The 20,837-nt window shown below is 41.3% G+C and carries 18 protein-coding genes; 10 read left to right on the forward strand and 8 right to left on the reverse strand.

Annotated elements, in window-relative coordinates; translation table 11 throughout:
- Positions 1-87: 87 nt before the first annotated feature.
- Together thiS and BV372_RS31715 are read right to left on the reverse strand one after the other, a co-directional pair.
- On the reverse strand, positions 88-300 hold the full coding sequence (gene thiS, locus BV372_RS31710) for a sulfur carrier protein ThiS (protein ID WP_086691019.1): 213 nt from the start codon (positions 298-300) through the stop codon (positions 88-90).
- Between the two features lie 100 nt (positions 301-400).
- Positions 401-1,456: a thiamine phosphate synthase gene (locus tag BV372_RS31715; RefSeq protein ID WP_179198303.1), complete on the reverse strand. Its 1,056-nt coding sequence runs from the start codon at positions 1,454-1,456 to the stop codon at positions 401-403.
- 237 nt (positions 1,457-1,693) lie between these two features.
- On the opposite strand from BV372_RS31715, the gene BV372_RS31720 reads away from it, so the two are divergent.
- From BV372_RS31720 to BV372_RS31745, 5 genes are all read left to right on the forward strand, one after another.
- Positions 1,694-2,200: a hypothetical protein gene (locus BV372_RS31720; protein ID WP_086691023.1), complete on the forward strand. Its 507-nt coding sequence runs from the start codon at positions 1,694-1,696 to the stop codon at positions 2,198-2,200.
- A gap of 1,266 nt (positions 2,201-3,466) precedes the next feature.
- The gene (locus BV372_RS31730; protein WP_086691027.1) at positions 3,467-4,609 is read left to right on the forward strand and encodes a sulfate ABC transporter substrate-binding protein; all 1,143 of its coding nucleotides are present in this window, start codon (positions 3,467-3,469) and stop codon (positions 4,607-4,609) included.
- Between the two features lie 94 nt (positions 4,610-4,703).
- A complete protein-coding gene (gene cysT, locus BV372_RS31735) occupies positions 4,704-5,573 on the forward strand; it encodes a sulfate ABC transporter permease subunit CysT (protein ID WP_086691029.1) in 870 nt (289 codons plus the stop codon).
- Positions 5,560-6,438 carry a sulfate ABC transporter permease subunit CysW gene (gene cysW / locus BV372_RS31740; protein WP_086691031.1) on the forward strand — a complete coding sequence of 293 codons (879 nt, stop codon included), beginning with the start codon at positions 5,560-5,562 and terminating at the stop codon, positions 6,436-6,438. Before cysT ends, cysW begins: the two co-directional genes overlap by 14 nt.
- 114 nt (positions 6,439-6,552) lie before the next feature.
- Positions 6,553-6,807, forward strand: a complete 255-nt coding sequence (locus BV372_RS31745) for an NIL domain-containing protein (protein WP_086691033.1) — start codon at positions 6,553-6,555, stop codon at positions 6,805-6,807.
- A 321-nt stretch (positions 6,808-7,128) separates the two neighbouring features.
- Here BV372_RS31745 and BV372_RS31750 read toward each other — a convergent pair whose 3' ends face one another.
- Complete coding sequence (locus BV372_RS31750; protein ID WP_086691035.1) at positions 7,129-9,753, reverse strand: colicin uptake protein; 2,625 nt, start codon at positions 9,751-9,753, stop codon at positions 7,129-7,131.
- Between the two features lie 182 nt (positions 9,754-9,935).
- On the opposite strand from BV372_RS31750, the gene BV372_RS31755 reads away from it, so the two are divergent.
- Entirely contained in the window at positions 9,936-10,265 is a 330-nt protein-coding gene (locus BV372_RS31755) for a hypothetical protein (RefSeq protein WP_086691037.1), read from the forward strand.
- A gap of 41 nt (positions 10,266-10,306) precedes the next feature.
- Here the strand turns inward: BV372_RS31755 and BV372_RS31760 are convergent, their stop codons facing one another.
- Positions 10,307-10,798, reverse strand: a complete 492-nt coding sequence (locus BV372_RS31760) for a GNAT family N-acetyltransferase (protein WP_086691038.1) — start codon at positions 10,796-10,798, stop codon at positions 10,307-10,309.
- A gap of 236 nt (positions 10,799-11,034) precedes the next feature.
- Here BV372_RS31760 and BV372_RS31765 point away from each other — a divergent pair, with 236 nt between their 5' ends.
- The 4 genes from BV372_RS31765 (at position 11,035) to BV372_RS31780 (ending at position 16,427) form a co-directional block, all read left to right on the forward strand.
- Positions 11,035-12,324 (forward strand): cation:proton antiporter, encoded by a 1,290-nt coding sequence (locus tag BV372_RS31765; protein WP_086691040.1) that lies wholly within the window; start codon positions 11,035-11,037, stop codon positions 12,322-12,324.
- 407 nt (positions 12,325-12,731) lie between these two features.
- Entirely contained in the window at positions 12,732-14,906 is a 2,175-nt protein-coding gene (locus tag BV372_RS31770) for a cation:proton antiporter (RefSeq protein WP_086691042.1), read from the forward strand.
- A gap of 4 nt (positions 14,907-14,910) precedes the next feature.
- Positions 14,911-15,432, forward strand: a complete 522-nt coding sequence (locus BV372_RS31775; protein WP_086691044.1) for a hypothetical protein — start codon at positions 14,911-14,913, stop codon at positions 15,430-15,432.
- Between the two features lie 44 nt (positions 15,433-15,476).
- Entirely contained in the window at positions 15,477-16,427 is a 951-nt protein-coding gene (locus BV372_RS31780) for an AMIN domain-containing protein (protein WP_086691046.1), read from the forward strand.
- 115 nt (positions 16,428-16,542) lie between these two features.
- On the opposite strand, the gene BV372_RS31785 is transcribed toward BV372_RS31780, so the two are convergent.
- From BV372_RS31785 to BV372_RS31800, 4 genes are all read right to left on the reverse strand, one after another.
- On the reverse strand, positions 16,543-17,082 hold the full coding sequence (locus BV372_RS31785; RefSeq protein ID WP_086691048.1) for a DUF3172 domain-containing protein: 540 nt from the start codon (positions 17,080-17,082) through the stop codon (positions 16,543-16,545).
- 187 nt (positions 17,083-17,269) lie between these two features.
- Complete coding sequence (locus BV372_RS31790) at positions 17,270-17,959, reverse strand: trans-aconitate 2-methyltransferase (RefSeq protein WP_086691050.1); 690 nt, start codon at positions 17,957-17,959, stop codon at positions 17,270-17,272.
- A gap of 25 nt (positions 17,960-17,984) precedes the next feature.
- The gene (locus BV372_RS31795; protein WP_086691052.1) at positions 17,985-18,809 is read right to left on the reverse strand and encodes a metallophosphoesterase; all 825 of its coding nucleotides are present in this window, start codon (positions 18,807-18,809) and stop codon (positions 17,985-17,987) included.
- Positions 18,810-19,020: 211 nt separating this feature from the next.
- Positions 19,021-20,316 (reverse strand): phosphatidylserine/phosphatidylglycerophosphate/cardiolipin synthase family protein, encoded by a 1,296-nt coding sequence (locus BV372_RS31800; protein ID WP_256973575.1) that lies wholly within the window; start codon positions 20,314-20,316, stop codon positions 19,021-19,023.
- Between the last annotated feature and the right edge of the window lie 521 nt (positions 20,317-20,837).

Here is a 20,837-nt window from a genome sequence, read left to right on the forward strand (position 1 = left end):
GTGGGAGAGGGTGGGGAGAAATAATTAATAAATCTTGCCCATTGCCTTTTGACAAATGACCACTTTTCCCAGTCACGATAAACTGATTTACCCGCCACCAACAATGGTGACAACTTCTAAGCGATCGCCTTGTTGCACATTTGTTTGAATCCAAAATTGGCGGTGTAAAATCTCGCCATTATACTCCACTGCTACTAAGCGGGGATTGAAACCAAGTTCTTGGAGTAAGTCTGGTAAAGGAGTTTGGGATGAACAGGTATGGCTCTCCCCATTTACCTGAACTGTAATCTGATTAGACATAAGCTGTCAAAATTCATTAAAAGCAATTGAGAAGATTGAGAAAATTCTGAGCAGCAAAAGCTACTACTCAGAACTTTAGCGATTTTAAATTTTAAATTGTTTAAGGCTCTGGTTTAATGCGATTCAATTGCGAGAGCAAATATTGTGTCACTAAGGTGGGTTGTTCTGCTTGCATGAGCGATCGCACCACTGCTACACGTTCTGCACCAGCATCAATCACGTCATTGATATTATTTGCATCTATTCCTCCAATCGCAAACCAGGGAATAGGAGAATTTTTGGCAGCAAAACTGACATATTCTAAGCCAGCTGCTGGCTTACCTGCCTTTGTTGGCGTTTCATAAACTGGCCCCACACCAATATAATCAGCACCTTGAGCTATTGCTTCTTGCATTTCCTCTAAATTTGTAGTGGAACGTCCTATGAGGCGATGGGAACCGAGTAATTGTCTGGCGATGTCAATGGGCATATCTTGCTGTCCCAGATGTACGCCATCTGCATCTACTGCTAAAGCCAGGTCTACACGGTCATTGATAATAAAAAGAGCGCCATAGAGCTGGCATAGCTGTCGCAGTTTTTTAGCTTGTTCTAGACGGACAGCATCATCAGCAGTTTTGTCACGATATTGTAACAGAGTCAATCCACCTTTGAGTGCAGCTTCAACCGTTGTCAACAGATTTTCTGACGGTGAGGTAACCAGATACAGGCGCGATCGCCACAGCAGTTGATGACGTTGATAACCTAATAAATTGCTTTCTAGGGTATAAACTTGATACCGCATCTGCTTAAATGCTTTACCCATCTCAGAATGATGAAGCTTGCCATATTCTTCCAGCACCCGCATTGCTTCTTGCACTCGACAAAAGTTAGCTTGCAATAAGGCTTTAATGCTAGTGCGTTGCTCCTCTTGTGGATGCGTTAGTTCTGTCCCTGCGTCCCCTGGTGTATCTCGCGCTGCTCTCAGTTCAGCTGTATGCCAGTGAGCTATCTCTTGTCGCAGACGCTTGCATTCCCCAGTCAACTGAGCATTATTTAATCCAAAGCGACACCATTCCTCGATAATTCGCAAACCCTCACGAGCGCGGTCTAAATTAGCATCTAAAATGCGGTAAACCACTTGCTGCATCTGCTCTGTTTGGCTGTATGGCTCGACCATTACAACAACCCCATTCCTGCTTTCATCAAAAGACGGAAAATCAATTATTCTAGTAATTGTCATTTATTAAATTGCTATTTTTACTAGAAATTTACTATGCACTCAAAACGTAAGAGTAGCAAGGATTCTATCAAATTAGCAGATATACGTGTCGGTTCAGACAAAGGTAGTTAAAGGCTACAGTTCAGCACTCGCATTAGCCAGCAGTTCTATAGCAAGCGACAAGCGTATAAAGGGTTGGGGAGAAGTGACACCCCAGAAAATCACCAATGGGCAAATCAAATAGCAGCACGGATACAAGCTGACATTGATCATCCAGATGGCGGTTTCTTTGACCCCACACTAGCTAAGTATCTGGAAATTAAGCAATTAACCACAATTACCCAGTTACGCAATCTTAAACAACCACCTAAGCTTGGGGAATTATGGCATGAGTTTGTTGGCTGGAAATTGCAAACAAAGCAGATCCAAAAAACTACCTACAAAAAAAATTGTATTGTTTATACCAACTTTATTAAGGACTTTTTAGACTATAGCCTAAATCTTGATACTGCCAACAACTTAATTAAATATTTATTAGTAAAACAAAGTAACTGTCAACAAATTAAAAAGCTGTTTGGTTTGCTGAGTAATATGTGTCAACGTGCTACAAGTAATCAGCGATTAACACTAGATTATTTCCAAGAAGGAAAAAAGACTTATACTGTAACGAAAAAGTCTCAACAACTATTGAGAAGATTATAGGGCTTATAGCGTCCAAGAAAGAGATTTAATCATTGAATCTTTCAGAAATTCTGAGCAAGCCTCTATCTGACATGGTGTTGATTTAATCGAGTTTCTATTTCTTACTGGTTGTAGACATGGTGAAGTGTGAGCTTTGAAGTGGAAAAATATTCAATTAGAGCAAGGGTGGATAATTTTTAAAGAATCCTTTGATAGCAGTACTGGAATTACTAAAAATGCAAAAAATAATGTGTATAAGCTATTTAAAATGCAAGGAATAAGTAAGCTAATTAATCTATTGAAAAGATTATATAAAAGTAGCAAAAAAGAAAATTAATTAATTTTTAGAACTATCTTTGGTAAGCAATATTCAAGTAATACACTTACGGATATATGGACAGGTAACACTGTCGAGATTAGAGGTAAAGTCTACCACTATCCTGGGGTGGTAAAGAAATTAGCACAAGAAAGAAAATTAGAATATTTAAAACCATATTCTACACGTTACACTTTTATCAGCATCCAAGCTAATAATGAAGTTGACTTAAAGCTACTCGCTAATAGTTGTGGTAATAGCGTAGAGCATATTATTAAACATTACCTACAATTCGATAATAATGCCAGGTTGAAAGATATCTAAGAAGATTTATTTCTGATGCAGAAAAACTAGATAGGATTCATACTTAATTCTTGAAATACACGTATGGGAGCCACCAAGTTTGTAGAGGCCCGTAGACGCGTTCGCGGAGTGTTGCCTCAGGCTAGGACGGCGTCCCGCAGCGTAGCAAGTGGTGAGTCTAGTCCTGTTCAGCGCAGCGTTCCCGTTCACCTACGCTTAAGCAAGCTACGCATAGCGTCTCCGCAGGAGAAGGGTTGGTGGAAAACCTGCCATAGGTAACACAACGGCATTTTTAAAGGACTGGGCAACAAAACTCCAAGCTAGGGCTTCATTAGTACGATTTTTAGCGATCGCTCCCTACAAAGCCAGGAAATTTTACCTAGTACCACCTGTTAGAGAAAAAAGACTCTTAAAGATCAGCTATTAGCTTGATAGGTTCTTTTTAAAAGCCATGAACCTAATTATGATGATGTGATAAAAATTTAAAAATTCTTTAGCCGAAGTAGTTTGAATTGCCTAGCAAACTGTTAAAATCACCATATTCTCTATCGAGAATATGCAGTTTTCCTCTTGCCTTTTACCAGGAATACCTGCAATTATCTTATATACCATGTATGTATACGGTATTTCTATAGAATAACCGTAGTTTTTATAGAGGAGGATCTGGAATGAGTCTGTGGCCGCGCCCCCTGAAACGATCGCAACTGAGTATTGAGCGAATAATCACTCGATTCAGGTTAAATTCGCTTAAAGGCTTTGTATCGTTATTTTTGGCAGGGACATTATTGAGTGTGGCCCTTGCCGCCTGCTCTGGTGGAAATAGTAGTAATTCTGCCAGTGAAACCCCTGCCGCTAGTCCTGTTGCCGCCAACAAACAAAATGTAGAATTAACTCTTGTTTCCTTTGCTGTCACCAAAGCAGCGCACGAAGCTGTTATTCCTAAATTTGTAGAAAAATGGAAACAAGAACATAACCAAACTGTTAGCTTCAAGCAAAGCTACGGGGGATCTGGTTCTCAAACTCGTGCTGTGATCGATGGTTTAGAAGCAGACGTTGTTCATTTAGCGCTGGCAGGAGATACAGAAAAAATTCAAAAGGCGGGATTAATTGAGGCGGGATGGGAGAAGGAAGCCCCTAATAATGCTATTGTTACGAAAACTGTAGCAGCATTAGTAACTCGCCCAGGCAACCCTAAAGGTATCAAAACTTGGGCTGATTTAGGCAAAGATGGAGTTAAATGGATTACGGCCGATCCTAAAACATCAGGGATTGCTAGGTGGAATTTTCTGGCGCTATGGAATTCTGTGATTAAAACTGGTGGGGATGACGCTAAAGCCACGGAATTTGTCACCAAAGCTTACAAAAACGTACCTGTTTTGACAAAAGATGCGCGTGAAGCTACTGATACCTTTGCCAAGCAAGGTCAGGGAGACGCCTTAATCAACTATGAAAACGAAATTATCTTGGCACAACAAAAAGGTGAAAAGGTTGAGTATGTTGTTCCTGATGTAAATATCTCCATTGATAATCCCATCGCCATAGTAGATAAGAACGTTGATAAGCACGGTACTCGTGAAGTCGCTGAAGCATTTGTTAAATATCTTTACACTCCCGAAGCTCAACAGGAGTTTGTCAAAGTAGGATTCCGTCCTGTAGATGAGACACTAGCCCAAAGTAAGGAAGTTACAGACAAATATACTAAGGTCAAAACGCTGGGTACAGCTCAAGACTTGGGAGGTTGGGATGAAATTGATAAGAAATTCTTCGCTGATGGCGGGGTTTTCGATAAAATTCAAGCCCAGAAGAAATAAAAATTAGTTATTTGTCATTGGTCATTGGTCATTGGTCAAATGACAACTGACAACTGACAACTGACAACTGACAACTGACCACTGACTATTGACAATGACTCTATCTCCTTCTTTTGAAGCTGACGGTAAAACTCCCGCCTGGAAAGGATTACTGCAAAAGTTGCGTCAAATTCCCTGGACTTGGCGCATTACTTTGGGATACCTCACAGTTATGTTGTTCATCCCCATAACAGCGATGTTTCTCAAAGCCAGTACAGAAACGCCAGCCAGATTTTGGGCGATCGCTACTAGTGATGTCGCCCTTGCGACATACAATGTAACTTTTCTTACTTCATTATCTGCTGCTTTGCTCAATGGGGTATTTGGGACTCTGATTGCTTGGGTATTGGTGCGTTATGACTTCCCGTTAAAACGCATCATTGATGCCACCGTAGATTTACCGTTTGCTTTGCCAACATCGGTAGCAGGTTTAACACTAGCAACAGTGTACAGTAATAATGGTTGGATTGGTTCACTATTAGCACCACTGGGGATTAAGGTATCTTTCACTCGTTTGGGCGTATGGGTAGCAATGATCTTCATTTCGCTACCGTTTATAGTGCGGACAGTGCAACCTGTGCTGCAAGAAATGGAACACGAAATTGAAGAAGCCGCCTGGTCTTTAGGTGCTTCCCAATGGCAGACTTTTTGGAAAGTTATCTTACCACCTTTATTTCCCACAATTCTGACTGGTGTAGCCTTGGGTTTCTCGCGTGCAGTTGGGGAGTATGGCTCTACTGTAATTATCTCTTCTAATACACCCTACCAAGATTTAATTGCACCTGTATTGATTTTTCAACGGCTAGAACAGTACGACTATTCTGGTGCAACTGTCATTGGCGTAGTTTTATTGGCAATTTCCTTAGTACTACTTCTAGCAATTAATTTCTTACAAGCCTGGTCAAGAAGATATGACAGTAAATGAGCCAAGGTTTCACTCATCTACGGCTGCTGATAAACCTACAGTCAACCCCAAACAAACTAAAAGTTGGGTACCAACACTTTTAATTGGGATTGCGATCGCCTATTTAGCTTTAGTTCAATATATCCCAGCAATCAACGTTTTTATCCAAGCCTTCGGTAAAGGGGTTGGCCCCTTCTTTGCTAACTTATCCAAACCCGCCTTTCTCCATGCAGCTTGGCTGACGCTAATACTAGCGGTGATAGCTGTGCCGATCAATGCAGTTTTTGGACTTTGTGCAGCTTGGGCGATCGCTCGTCATAATTTTCCTGGTAAGGCTGTAGTCTTAAGTATTATTGACCTACCCTTTTCGATCTCGCCCGTAGTTGCTGGATTAATGATTGTGTTGCTATATGGGCGAAATGGCTGGTTTGGCCCTTGGCTGCAAGGGCATGATATCCAAATTATCTTTGCCTTTCCTGGTATGGTATTGGCTACCGCGTTCGTGAGTATGCCCTTTGTCGCTAGAGAAGTAATTCCTGTTTTAGAAGAGTTTGGCAAGGATCAAGAAGAAGCAGCAAGAACACTCGGCGCAAACGATTGGCAAACATTTTGGCGCGTCACCCTACCCAGTATTCGCTGGGGTTTACTCTACGGCTTAATTTTAACCAATGCTAGAGCAATGGGCGAATTTGGCGCGGTTTCAGTAGTATCTGGCAATATTGCTGATAAAACCCAGAGCTTACCACTATTTGTTGAAGATGCTTACAAACAGTATGAAACTGAAGCTGCATTTTCCGCCGCTGTACTGTTAGCGCTACTAGCAGTAGTCACTTTGGTGTTGAAAGAGATTTTAGAACGCAAAACCCGCATTAAGGATGTGGATTGAGTTGGGATTGGGAATGAGGAAGTAGGGGGAGTGTGGGGGGACAAGGAAGCAGAGGAAGCAGAGGAAGAAGAAATGACTGTTGACTATTGACTTTTGACTCTGGATAAATGGCAAATGACAAATCAAATTAAACGAATTAGGGTAAGAATCCCAAAGGACTATCACCAAGAACCTGTAATTTCTCGCTTAGTTTCTGACTATGGTCTGATTGTTAATATTACTGCGGCTATTTTGGGAGCTAATGCTGTTGGTGATGGTTGGTTTGACCTGGAATTACAAGGAACAGATGCACAAATTGAAAGCGCATTAAATTATCTCCAGGAGTTATCTTTGCAAATCTGGGATGAGACAAACACAGCTAATTGGTAAGGTTATTTAAGTCTCTTGTGATAGTGATTGTATAGTCTAGCAATCCTCTATAATTTGTGAAAATTCACTCGTTACAGATCCCCGATTTCTTTAAGAAATCGGGGATCTAATTTTTCATGCATGACACCAATTTGATTTCCCGCAATGGTTTCAGTGTCAGGTTTTGGGTTTGGTAAAAATGGATAAACTCGAGCTTAGAATTCAGTATGAATTATGTATGATTGGTGTATTAAATAAACTTGGAATATACACATCATTAATGTTGAGGTAAAAGTAGTTTCGTAGTCAGGACTAAAGTGCTGGCTACGAACTCATCAAAAGTTAAGGTGATTGCGTAGGATTAATTGGGCTAATTAAGCCTTGGGCTGTACTAAATAGATTGATCGGACTGCGTCCATCAGTAATTAAAACACTCTGCAACCCCAAAGCTTGCAATAATCTTGCCTGCATTTCTGGCCCAGCTTGTGCCATTGCAATCAAGGTTTCTGCCCCGATAGCTTCTACTTTTTGACGGAATTCGGAACTAGTAATTTCCGCCATCCGCTGTGCTTTTTCTATCTCTAAACCAACAAGTGCTTGTTGGTGGGCGAGTTCCGCCATCTGCCGGGCGCGTAATTGCTCTAATTCAGCTTCGGCTCGAACCCTGGCGGCTTCTGCTTCTTGTTGTGCCAAATTTACTGCTAATTCGCCTTGAATTCTCGCGGCTTCTGCTTTAGCTCTGGCTTCAGCGGTAGCATGACCTGTGGCTTCAATTGCGGCATTTTCTGCTTCTAATTCCAATAGGTTTTTCCGCTCACTTGCAGCTGCACTTTTATCGACAATTGCTTGTCTTTCTAACCTAGCTTTTGCTTCTTGTTCGATACGTTCAGCATCATGACGGGCTGCGGCTTCTTGAGCATCGGTGGTAATTTGAATCGCAATTTGCACCGATTTTTGCAGACTGTCTAAGGTACGTTCGTCAACAGGTTCGACTGATTGAATATCAACATTAAATATCACCAAGTTATTGGTTCTAAAACGGAATTCTTCGCGGATATGTCCGGCTTCATCTGTACCAAATACGGCAACGCGAATAATACGGGCAGAATTGCGATGAAATTCATCAAATTTGACGCCTGCTACTGCACCACGCACCCGCGATGCGATCGCTTTACATGCAGTATCGACAAAATCCGGTACTTGAAACAGTTTGGCGGCTGCTTGTTCGTCGTGGCGGTCTACGTCAAAATACCAGTTATAAGATAACCGCAGCTGTAGGCGTGCATGGTCGGAAGTTTCGACGGTAAATAAATCCGTCATAAAATCTGGCCCCAGTAATAACGCCAGTGACTTAATCCGATGCATTTGTTTGGGTACGCCACCAGACAAACTCAACACGCTAAAGGCTTCATCTGGGCCTAACATCACCAAGTCGGGGCCAAAGACAGTGCGGGCTGTTCTTTCTTTATAATCATGGATTTGGACGGCGGCGTTTTGAGGAACGTGAAAGACAACCGCCTTAGTGCGATCGCGTTTTTGTGGTTGAGGTAAATTTGTTTGATCTCGGTGATGCTGTCCCCTGTCAGCAATAGGATCAAATTTATTTGCTAGTAGTTCTTCAACGACGGTTGGTAGTTCTTTTTGCCAAAGTTCTTCATAGGGTGTGAGCATATATGCTTGAGGGCCACCCACTAGCTTGAGTTCGCCTGTTTGAATATCGCGGACGTAGATTCCTTCATTCTTATCTAGGGGGATAGCTTGGCGTTTTTCTACTACTTCCACTTCCACCCGGGGAATATAATCTCTCGGCCCAGCAATCATCCACATATCCCCAGGTTGGCGTTGAATCAAAGTTGCGCCTTCACCTTCGCTAAAAGCTTCTCTCGCCCGCAGTAACAATGCTTCTTGCTCACCTAAAACATAAACTTTTTCGATACCCTTTTCTAAAGATTCACCAGGATGCAAGAAAAATGAAGTTCTACCTTGACGTACTTCGCGCATTCCTAATTGCGGTTTACCTGCATCATCAATGGGGTTAACAACAATACACCATTCTCTGTCACCCAAAACGGTAATTTTAACTTCCCCTACCACTACTTCATAAACATCAGGAATGTGGATTTCTGCATCTTCAAAAGTTACTAACCATTCATCTCCAGCTTTGCGCTGACGACCAAAAACATCATTAAATGTGCGTTGCGCCCGCAGATGTAAAGCTTTCTTTTCTGTTAACACATAGGCATTAATCATGCCTACAACTTCTTCATCAACCCCTGGTAAATAGGCTCCTTCTTCTCTAACTAACCATTCTTCACCAGATCGACGCTGATTACCTAAGCGATCGCTACAATTTTGTCGCGCCAGTAAGCGCAATGCTTGGTTGGGCTTAATTATCTGCGCTGTCACCGTTTCCATGACTTCTACTTCTACACGAGGAACATAGGTTCCCGGCCCTTCAAACAGCCACTCATCCCCCGCTAACCGATTGATATTCCTAGTTTGAATTTGCCCGTCAACGGTAACGGTAATCGTATCAGTGAAATCTCTCAGCGATCGCAGACGCAGTGCTTGATTAGTCTCAACCACTTGCAAGCGCTTGATTTCTCCCTCTAACTCTTCGCCGGGATAAAGTGGAAATGGTTCTTGCGCAAAGCGGATTTCTTCGTCACCATACCGCAGTTTCACCTGACCAAAGTCATCAGCGATCGGTTGATTTTCCTCATTCCGTTGCACTGGATTAGCAACAATACAATAGTGGCGAGGTGGAACCACAATCATTGGCTCAGGTTTTAATATCAACCGTTCGTGGTCGCGCAGCGTAATGGTTTGCGGCCCAACTTCCAAGCGGGTAACACCAGTATTGTTGTCTAAAACATGAATAAATTGCTGGGGTTTGAGGCGAATGACACCGCTAGAAGTTCCCGGAGCATCGCTTTTAGTTTCAATTTTACGTTCGCTTGCATTCATAATTTTATAGATGTTTTTTACTTGTAAAATATTTTTTCAAAAGGAAATATAACTTCTACTATTTTCTGTTATTCCTGTCAGAATAAATTCCGCTTCATCCTAACCGATTTGTTAACTAATGTCTTAATCACAGAGTAAAAATGCGTATTTCCTCTGACAAGCAGCCATAGTTCGGAAATGCGATGCCTAGGTTGGGCTGCGCCTACGCAATTGCCATTTTTGATACTACAATTGCCATTTCGGAGACTACAATTGCCATTTTCGATACTACAATTGCCATTTCTGAGACTACAATTGCCATTTCTGAGACTACAATTGCCGTTTCGGAGACTACAATTGCCATTTTCGATACTACAATTGCCATTTTTGAGACTACAATTGCCATTTTTGAGACTACAATTGCTATTTCGGAGACTACAATTGCCGTTTCGGAGACTTTAATTCATAAAAATTCTTACCTTCCTTCTGCCTGTCGGGAACAGGGAACAGAAAAATTCCACTTTCATGCTTGACTATGAAACTTGTTTCATCGGGACTGCCTTCTGCCTTATTTTCAAACTAAATCTAATTTTTTACTCATTTTTGTAACTGGAACAATTATCCCTTTCTTTAACTGATGCGGTGCCCTGGCGATAAAAGTAAAACCCAGCCGTGAATAAAATCCTTCAGCATACAGGCTAGCATTTGTAAGTACTTTATCTATACCTTGCTCGCTGGCTTGATAGCAAAAATGATTAACTAAAACTCGCCCTATGCCTTTTCTTTGGTATTTGGGATGCACATATAAAGCTATGAGTTCATCCACAATATAACTAGCAAACCCCACAAGCACATCATCTTCGACAGCTACCCAGAAATGTTCTGCTTTCAGACTCTTCATGATATTTGAACCATCAGGCTGATCACGATAATTTCGCCAAGCTAACAGTTCTTTCTGAGAATAGAAGGTTGCTGGTAGTGCTTTTATGGCAGCAATATGAATTGCACTAATATCCCATGCATCTGTTTCTTGTGCAGGTCGAAGAACTATTTCGTTAGCGCTCATATTTTTAGGGCTGGCATCAAAATTATATGCCTTGTGGACTTTATTTTTACAAAGATATCAAGTTTTTTATCAGGAACATAAGTTGCGATCGCAATATGTAAAAAAGCTCAATTCTTAACTGTCTACAGCCCAGATCCCCGACTTCTTAAAGAAGTCGGGGATCTAACAAGTTATTGGTTGACTCTTGCCTTAAGATTGCTATACTACCTCTCCCCATTTCATCTAAGGGAAATAAAATGTCAAATTTTGAGCTAGTACTCAAGCTGTTGCTGCAAATAACGGTAATTTTGATAACTTGTCGGGTTGTGACTATTGTTGGGAAACGATATCTGGGACAAACCGATGTTGTTTGTGAAATGATTGCTGGTGTGATGTTAGGCCCATCTTTGCTGGGTTTAATCAATCCAGACATACAGCAATGGCTATTTCCAAAAGCACCAATCTTGTTAGCGACGGGAGCAAAAATCCCCAATCCTTCAATGTCAATTCTCTTCGCTGTTAGTCAGATTGGACTAGTAATTTATATGTTTTTGATCGGTTTAGAGTTTAATACCGATCTGATTAAGCAGCGCCTCAAAAGTGCAGGTTTGGTGTCTGGTGCTGGGATAATTGCGCCTTTTTGTTTGGGTGCAGTTGCAGCTTTTTTCTTGTATGGTAAAGGCGATCTATTCAAACCAGGGGTTACTCCTTGGGCTGCGGCTTTATATCTGGGTGCTTCTATGTCGATTACGGCATTTCCCATGTTAGCCCGGATGCTCTACGAACGCGGCATTGCCAAAACTACCTTTGGGACTTTAGCACTAGCAGCTGGTTCCATAGATGATGCGACTGCATGGTGTTTACTAGCTATTGTCCTAGCGAGTCTGAATGCCAATACAAGTATTGCCGCCTTTGCGATTGGTGGTGGGATTGGCTACGTACTATTAACAATTTTTATTGGCAAACCAGCATTGAAAATCTTTGCTCGAATTGCAGACAAAGATGGTGGTGTGACAATTCAGACTTTAACTTTAGTGCTGATGGTTTTGATGTTCTGTGCATGGTTTACTGATGCCATAGGCATCTATGCAGTATTTGGCGCTTTTATTTTAGGTACAGCAATGCCACGCGGTGAATTTGCCGAACAAGTACGCGATCGCACAGAATATTTGACTACAGGGTTTTTACTCCCAATATTTTTTGTCTTCTCTGGACTCAACACTCAAATAGGGCTAGTAAATACACCTACGTTGTGGGGAATTACGCTGTTAATTGTGGCGATCGCTATTTTGGGTAAAGGTATTGCTTGTATGCTAGCAGCAAAATTCGCTGGAGAAACTTGGCGTGAATCGGCAACTATTGGTGCTCTGATGAATGCTCGTGGTTTGATGGAGTTAATTATCCTCAATATTGGGCTAGAGCAAGGAGTAATTACCCCAACTTTATTTACTATCATGGTTATTATGGCAATTGTGACAACATTGATGGCATCGCCACTAGTTGCCTTTTTATTACAAGGTACAATTTACGAAAAATTTCCAGCTTAATAATAGTATTAATTGCCTATTTTTAAATAGGCTACGAGGCCAGAGGTGAAGCAGTGCAGTCTTGGAGAGCAACTGCTTCACGCGAAGGCTTTAGTTATGGAAGATTGCCTGTGATTGACTAGCTTGAAAATAGAGACTAAGAGCTAGAAAATAGGGATGTAAGCAATATATTTGAGGTAATAATTCCTGCAAATATTGACGATTGACCATTGACTATTGACTGTCAACTAATCACTTAGGTATTAAATTAACCACAATTCATTGCTAATTACCAACCCAGTGTCGTAACAACAATTAACATCATAACCTGGCAGGATTGAAGCTGGGTTGTGTATAAAAAGGTTGACATTTTCTATTGATTTAAAGAATTATCTTAGGGAAACCTGATAGCCACTTTCGAGGAAACTATGCACACAGTAATACTCGTTCTCTTTGAGGTGCTGATTGTTATTGGACTGTCACGGCTAGTTGGACTGGCATTTAAGTCAGTTAAGCAACCGCTGGTAATTGGTGAGATTGTTGCCGGGATTATGCTCGGACCTTCTCTATTTGGTCTGATTGCACCATCAGCAGCAGCTACTGTGTTCCCACCTGAAGCAGTTCCATTTTTGAATGTGTTGTCTCAGGTGGGACTGATATTTTTCATGTTTCTTATTGGTTTGGAACTCAATCCAAAATACCTCAGCGGTCAGTTAGAAACAGCAGTTTTGACTTCTCATGTCAGCATTTTGGTGCCCTTTTCTTTAGGCACACTATTAGCAGTGTTGCTGTATCCTCTGGTTTCCAATGCTAGTGTTTCCTTTACCGCCTTTGCCCTATTTTTGGGGGCGGCGATGTCGATTACAGCTTTTCCTGTATTGGCGCGAATTATTACAGAGAACAACTTACAAGGAACGCGCTTAGGAACATTGGCGTTAACTTGCGCTGCTGTGGATGATGTGACGGCTTGGTGTTTATTAGCAGTAGCGATCGCGGTAGCGAGAGAAGGTAGCATTGCTAGTGCATTCCCGACAATTATCGCCAGCTTACTCTACATCGGTTTCATGGTGACAGTGGGACGTTGGTTTCTCAAACGCCTTGCTAGCCACTACCAACGCACCAGACGCCTGAGCCAATTGGTAGTAGCGTCGATTTATATGGGAGTCGTGGCTTCTGCTCTGATCACCGAACTAATTGGCATTCACCTGATTTTTGGGGCCTTTTTACTGGGTGCAGCCATGCCCAAGAATGCAGATCTAGTCAGGGAACTGGCAGAAAAAACCGAAGATTTTGTATTGGTATTTCTGCTACCAGTGTTCTTTGCCTTTAGTGGTTTGCGGACGCAAGTAGGCTTGCTCAACCGTCCGGAGTTGTGGTTACTGTGTGCATTGGTATTAGCAGTGGCGATCGCAGGCAAGTATATTGGTACTTATGTCGCAGCTCGCGTCAGTGGCATTAATAAGCGGGAAGCATCGGCCCTTGGTTGGTTAATGAATACTCGCGGCTTGACCGAGTTAATCGTGCTCAATATTGGTCTGGATTTAGGCGTGATTTCCCCTGTACTCTTTACCATGCTAGTGATTATGGCATTGGTAACGACATTTATGACCTCACCACTACTGGAATGGACATATCCGAAAAAGCTGATCAAGTTAGATCGCTTAGAGCCAGAATTGGAAGCAGCCGAGAAGGAAACTACTGTTAGTAGCGAGTACCGAATTTTAGTACCAGTAGCTAATCCCAGTACCCAAAAAGGCTTATTGCAGTTAGCAGTAGCCATCGCCCTTAATTATCGCCAACCTGCTGTAGTTCATCCCCTCAGCTTGATTGAATTTGAAGAAGACTATGCCTTCGAGAGCACACCAGTTGAGGCTAACCGATTAATTGAGCAACGCCACCAACAGCTAGAAGAATTAATTAATACTTTAGAACCACCAACCTCACGTTCTTATGTACAGCCTATCATCCGCCTATCGAGCAATGTTGCTAGAGAAACAGCAGATATTGCCAGAATTGAGCAACCTAATCTGATTTTAGTAGGTTGGCACCGTCCGGCTTTTAGTAACAATCGCTTAGGTGGCAGAGTTGGTCAAATTCTGACTACTGCACCTGTGGATGTAGCAGTTTTTATTGACCGAGGAGGGGAGCGATTAGAAAGCTTGTTAGTTCCTTACTCTGCAAATATCCATGATGATTTGGCGCTAATACTGGCCTTGAGATTGCTCATCAACCGCGATACTTGTACATTGCAGATTTTACAAGTAGTTTCAGAAAATCAAGTCAACAACGAATTGAGTTACGAGCTACACACGATGATGGGACAAATGCCAGAAAGTGTACGCGATCGCATTGAAATCAAGACGATTGAGTCGCCAGAGCCAATGCAAGCAGTAGTCGCAGCTTCCGAAGCAGTTGACCTAACGATTGCTGGTACTAGCCGCGCATGGGGTATCGAACGCCAAACTCTAGGAAGATATACAGATCAACTAGCGATTCAATGTCGTTCCTCGTTGCTAATTACCCGCCGCTATAGTCAGGTCACATCTCATTTATCCTCAGTGCTGTCTGAGGTTACTAGTCAGGAATCGGTCGCTAAGAGCTGAAACAATGAATCATTTTAATTTAAAATCCTTAGCCTTTTATGGCATAGCCATCGGTTCAGTTCTCCTGCTGTTTAAAACTGTCAGCGCTTATGGGGAAACTAATCTTAAAGCTCCCCCTGCAATTAACAATCGCTATCGTCTGACTTTGGCGGACGATATACCTAACTGTGAAAAACCAGATGCTTTGATACTCAACCTTCAACAATCAGGTATTTACTTCAATGCCTCTTTCTTACCAGCAAATACTGATGCTGAAATTGCCACTAGCAATCCCAAAAATGATTCTCTTTCAGGCATATTGAGAAATAAAGAATTGAGTTTATCTGGCAAAATTGACAGATCCCTTCTGTGTAATATTGCTTCTACTCAAAATGCACTCGTTCACTTAGCTACAATGCAAATGCAATTGGTAGAACAAGGAAATTTTACTGGTCAATTGACTTTAAGAGGTAGCACTAGAAATTTTAGATTTACAGCTGTACCACAAAAAGCTCAAGAAAAATCTCAACAGCTTAAAAAGCATTAAAAGAACAGCAGCAATGAAAAATAGAAAATTATTAGATAAAAATTATGGACCAAGGTTTAAGAACTCAGCAATTTTTAAAATTTTGCCAGCAGCTATTTGGTATTAGCTTGTTTGGTGTCTACATAACAATTACTCTACAAGCTGGTAGCAGTAGTGCCAAACCAGTTGCGAAGCCGCCACAAGCACCCAATTATCCCAATGTACCACTTGTGTCCACTCCATTAGCCAGGCTGGATAATTGGCGTTTTTCTCCAGAGGTTTTACAACTAGAATTTGCTCTTTCAGCAGGTACAACACCTCATCACTTCTATCTTGCACAACCTCCACGTATTGTTGTAGATTTACCCAATACCAAATTGGGATATGTTCCTACACAACAAAATTATTCTGGAGCTATCCAAAGAGTTCGCGTTTCCCAATTGAACACAGGCGTAACTCGGATTGTTTTAGATTTAGCACCAGGGAATTTTTTCGATCCTAATCAGATGAAATTGCAACCTTTATCTAAAAAAAACCCTACGCGCTGGGTTTTACGTCCTTTCAGCCCTGGTTATCGAAACTCTGCAAAACCAGGAAACTATCCGCAATTGCCTGGAAACGTCCCGTTAAATCCTTATAACTACCCACAACAACCTAGCAACTTACCGCAATTCCCATATAACTATCCACAACAACCTATTAGCCAACCACCAACTACTAACCAACAATTACCCTTTTTTACTTTACCGCCACCATCTAACAACTTGCCTGCAATACCTATTAACCAACAACAACCTTTTGTCGTTGTACCGCCCCTTACACCTAACAACCAATCTCAACTACCCAGTTCTACACTTCCTCCACCTATTTTCTCAAATCAACCTGGTAACTTTAACAACCCTGCTGCTATTGCTAAACCTGATTTTCCCATCCCTACAGTTCCTCAATATCCACCTAATGTTCCCGAAACAACGGTGATTGAGTTTGGTCAACCTATTCCCAAAACAAGAAATTAATGGCGATAAAAAGAAGCGAGGAGCTAGAGAGGTGAGAATGAATTATAAATTAATTTTTCGCTAGCTTCCCCTACTTTTTTATCTTCTTTAAATCTCAAGTTTCGTTGCCAAGCTATTAAAATCTATCCGTTTCTTGCGTTGGCGCAACTGCTCCTGGTTGAGACATGAAAAAGTTTTGAGCCGACTCATTCTGGTAAATACATCTAATATCAGGTTTGTCAGTGTCCAAGTTACCTGTGAAACCAAAAGTGTTCAGGCGGTTCTTACATTCTCTTACCTGGTCAGATGTTACTAGCTTTCGCTGCTCTAAAAGTGCCCAGTTATTTTGGCGGAGAACGCATCCAGGGCGCATACTAGGTTGAGCAACGTAGACATTGAAAGGGTTGAGAGTTACAAAAAGTCTGGCGTCCATCACCATAGCGCTGGCTCCGTATTGCACGCAAATCTCAGGGTTTGGTGCTTTAGTATCAATAAATTCACGGGAAGCCACATTTGATGGGGACAAAGTGGTTGTAGAGCTAAAAGCAATGCCAATTCCAATCCCTAACACAAGGACGCCCCCCAAAATCGCTATGGTGGTGAAGTTAAATATAGGAGATTGGAATGCAGAAGATTTAGAACTATTAGCCGATCTACTAGTGGTTGTACGTCTCATTGTCGCTGGTTTACCTTCACGCCTCAAATAGCAGGGAGTTGTCTAAAATGCTCTCCCTCTTTAAGTATGCCGAGAATTGAGGAGAATTGCCCGCAAGTTTCTAGATTTTTGTTTAAAAACAAAAATAGCAAATTTTTTAGCTATTTGAGAAGCATAGCAATCAGCCCCATTTTACGATGCTGTGTATTTAAGTTGCTGTTAATGATTTTTCCCATACAACTGAGTATCGCCAGAACAAATGCTTTCTGATTTTTGCTTCGGTTAACGACTTCAGATATATTTGTTTTGCTTGCGATCGCGTGAGATATTTGTCTGTGCGACCATGCTCTTGCCATACTGCAATCGCTTCTGGTGTCGGTCTGAGGCGTTTGTTTTTTAACAGTTGCAATGTCAAATGTAAGGGAACAGCGATCGCATCGCTCAGTATATCTTGTATCCCTTCTGATTTAACCAAGTCTAGAATTAAAAACTTACCACCAGGTTTGAGAGCCGCCTGAATTTTGGGCAATAATACTTCCAAGGGTAAATGATGAACTGTGGCAATCGACGCTATAGCATCAAAATACTCAACAGGAAATTGCCATTGCAATATATCAGCTACTTGGAAATCTATATTTGGATAACTTTGAGATTGTTCCTGCGCGACTTCGATCATTTTTGGAGATAAATCTACCGCAGTAACTTGATCGGCCCGTTGAGCTAACAGACGAGAAAAAACACCAGTGCCACAGCCGATATCTAAAATCTTCTCACAATGGGGTGGTAATTGCTTGAGTAAAAAACTATGGTAATGATTGTTATGGTTCCATTGTACAGGTTGAAGTAAGGCAATTCTATCAAAATCCTGTTGAATTTTTTGTGTCAGTTGGTCACTCATATTGCCTAATCTTTGAGCGTCAATATTAAACCAAAGCGATCGCTGTTACTTCGGGAGGACAATACCAGCGTCCAGGCGGAAAAGTTCCCAAACCACGATTAACATAAAGCTTGTTTGTACCTACCCAATGTAAACCTTGGCTCCATTGCCAATTCTTCACAACTTTCGGCCATTTTCCTTTTAAAAAGGGTATCCAAGGCCAAAGGAATTCGGGAATTTTATGACGAGATGAATAAATCCAGTGAGGTACAGAACCAACTCCTGGAATCACTATTTGACCCCCGTGAGTATGTCCTGAAAGTTGTAAATCCACGCGCCATTTTTTTAATGCTTCGGCGCTATCTGGATTGTGAGATAACACGATCCGAGGCGTGTTGACATCTATTTGCCGCATTACAGATGCAGGGTTAAACTCAGGTGACCAATAATCAGGAAGTCCTACTAATGCTAACTCAGGGCCTAGAGGATAGGCTACTTGATTCCAAAGAACTTGAATTCCCACAGCAGTTAAAGCACTAGTTATTTCTGCTTTAGAGGTAGGTAAATATAGGTCATGATTTCCTAAAACTGCATAAATACCAGCGCGACTTTCTAAGCTTTTCAACCGTTTTACTAGTTGATGTATTGGTTTGGGGCTATGAGTAACAAAGTCACCTGTAAGTACCACTAAATCAGGCTGAAGTTGATTGCTTGTATTAATTGCTTGTGCTAAAAGTTCTTCAGATAACAGCAGTCCATCATAATGTAAATCTGACATTTGTACTATCTTAGAATTCCGTAATGACTTAGATAGTCCCGAAATTTCTATATTTAAATACTCGGTGCTTAAAGGCTCTGAAAGTAATTTCATTTTTTAAGTATCTGCGTAAAAATAAAAGTTAAATTGTGTATTTGTCATTTGTCATTGGTCATTTGTCATTGGTCATTGGTCATTTGTCATTTGTCATTGGTCATTGGTCAAAGGCCAAGCATTTCTTCCCCCTTGTCTCCCTTGTCCCCCTTGTCTCCCTTGTCCCCGTTCCCTGCTTACCTCAACAGATAAATTCTCTGAACCAAACGAGTTATAGCTGCCAACGGAAGAAAAGAGTTAGCCAACCTAACACTCGCTGCCAAATAGGTCTAGCTTTCCATTCTGTTATAGTTATGCGATCGCTTCTGCTAATTCCATAAGCAAAGAATTGCTCAACTAATTGCGCTAATTCTGACTCAGATAAGGAAAGCTGAAGCTCATCATTGTGGAAAAGGCTGCGAGGGTCTAAGTTGGTACTACCTGTACTGACAAAATTGTCATCGATCAACAATACTTTGGCGTGCATCATACTAGGCTGGTGCTCATAAATTTCGATTCCAGCTGCTAGTAATTTGGCGTACCCTTCACGTACTGCATAGTAGATTAATTTTTTGTCGTTGTGGAATCCCATAGTTAAAATACGTACATCTATGCCTCTTTTCTTTGCTGCCAACAGCGCTTGACGAGCATTATGATCTGGCAGAAAGTAAGGGCTAGCCAGCCAAATCCGCTGTGTTGCTGCCAAAAAAGTAGTGTAAAAAAGGGCACAAACAGTAGAACTGGCAGCCGGAGAGCTACTTGGTGTGACTAGGACAGTTGCACCACCCATCACAGGTGATTTGAATAGTTTTGGCCTAAGACTAGCTACTCCTCCCTCGTAAAGCCAGTGTTGCATGAAGATCCCTTCTAGGGTAACGACGATTTGCCCAGTGAAGCAAACCTCCAAATCGAGCCAGGGATCTGTAACTTCCTTTTTTTGGACACCATCCCAGTGATCGGAAACTCCCATACCCCCGACAAATGCAACTTCCCCATCTATTAGTAACAATTTACGGTGGGTGCGGATGTTATAAGCGAGGGGAGCTTTCCAAGTAAACTCATGAAAGAAGCGCACAGCAACACCCGCAGCTTTGAGTTTTTGCCAGTAATCTTGAGATATTGTTGTTACCCCTAAGCTATCAGCGATAAATAGTACCTCAACTCCAGCCTGGGATCGCTCCGCCAACGCCGCTGCAAATTCGTCAGCGCGACGACCAGGTGTCATAAAAAATGTTTCAAAGTGAATTGTACTTTGGGCACGCTGAATTGCTTCTAACCTAGCTGTATAAATATCCTCAATCTCAAACCAAAAGTTTGTAAACTCCCCTTGAGTAATCAATGAGTTAGATACACTCATCATCGCCACAGGAAAGTCAGGTTCAGTTAATCCTGGAACATCTGTTATTCGATAGTTGATTTTTTTATGAAAAGCTCCAGTCAAGTAAAGAATAAATAAAAGTATAAAAATTAATACTAGTAGCAACTCACTACTTAGCCAGGTTAAGCCACGCAAAAATTCTATATTCAAGATTTAAATTCAAAATTCAACTCATATCAATTCTACGTAAAGTTGTATACCTTAATCCTGGTTTTTTCGCTAATAGCTTTAGTGAAAGGCTGCTGTCTAAAAAATGTTTAAGAAATAAATAAAATCATTCCTTAGATAGATACATACCTTTTAGAATTTCCGTCTATTAGGTAGATCGCGGGAAGTTGCTAGAGTTTGGGAAGCTAATTAGACAGAAAAAGTAATAGCAACCTCAGTACTCAAAACTAAAAGAAATTATCGCTTATGCTTGGTAATAGCATCATCGAAACAACAATTGTGAGGTTAATAAGCATATATTTACAGTATAATTAATATTATTATATCTGTATTTAAAGCTACATAAAATATTTATAAATTTAATTTGTTTATAATAATACAAATTTATTTAATAATTTTCCTGTTCTTTAGATAGAGCCTTGCATATCTTTAGATAGAAGACATCGAAAAACAATTACGATAAATTTTGGAAATCTTTTCTCGTAAATTTAAAAATCACATTT

This window comes from Nostoc sp. T09 (genome assembly GCF_002154695.1).
In the GTDB taxonomy this organism is placed as follows: Bacteria; Cyanobacteriota; Cyanobacteriia; order Cyanobacteriales; family Nostocaceae; genus Aulosira.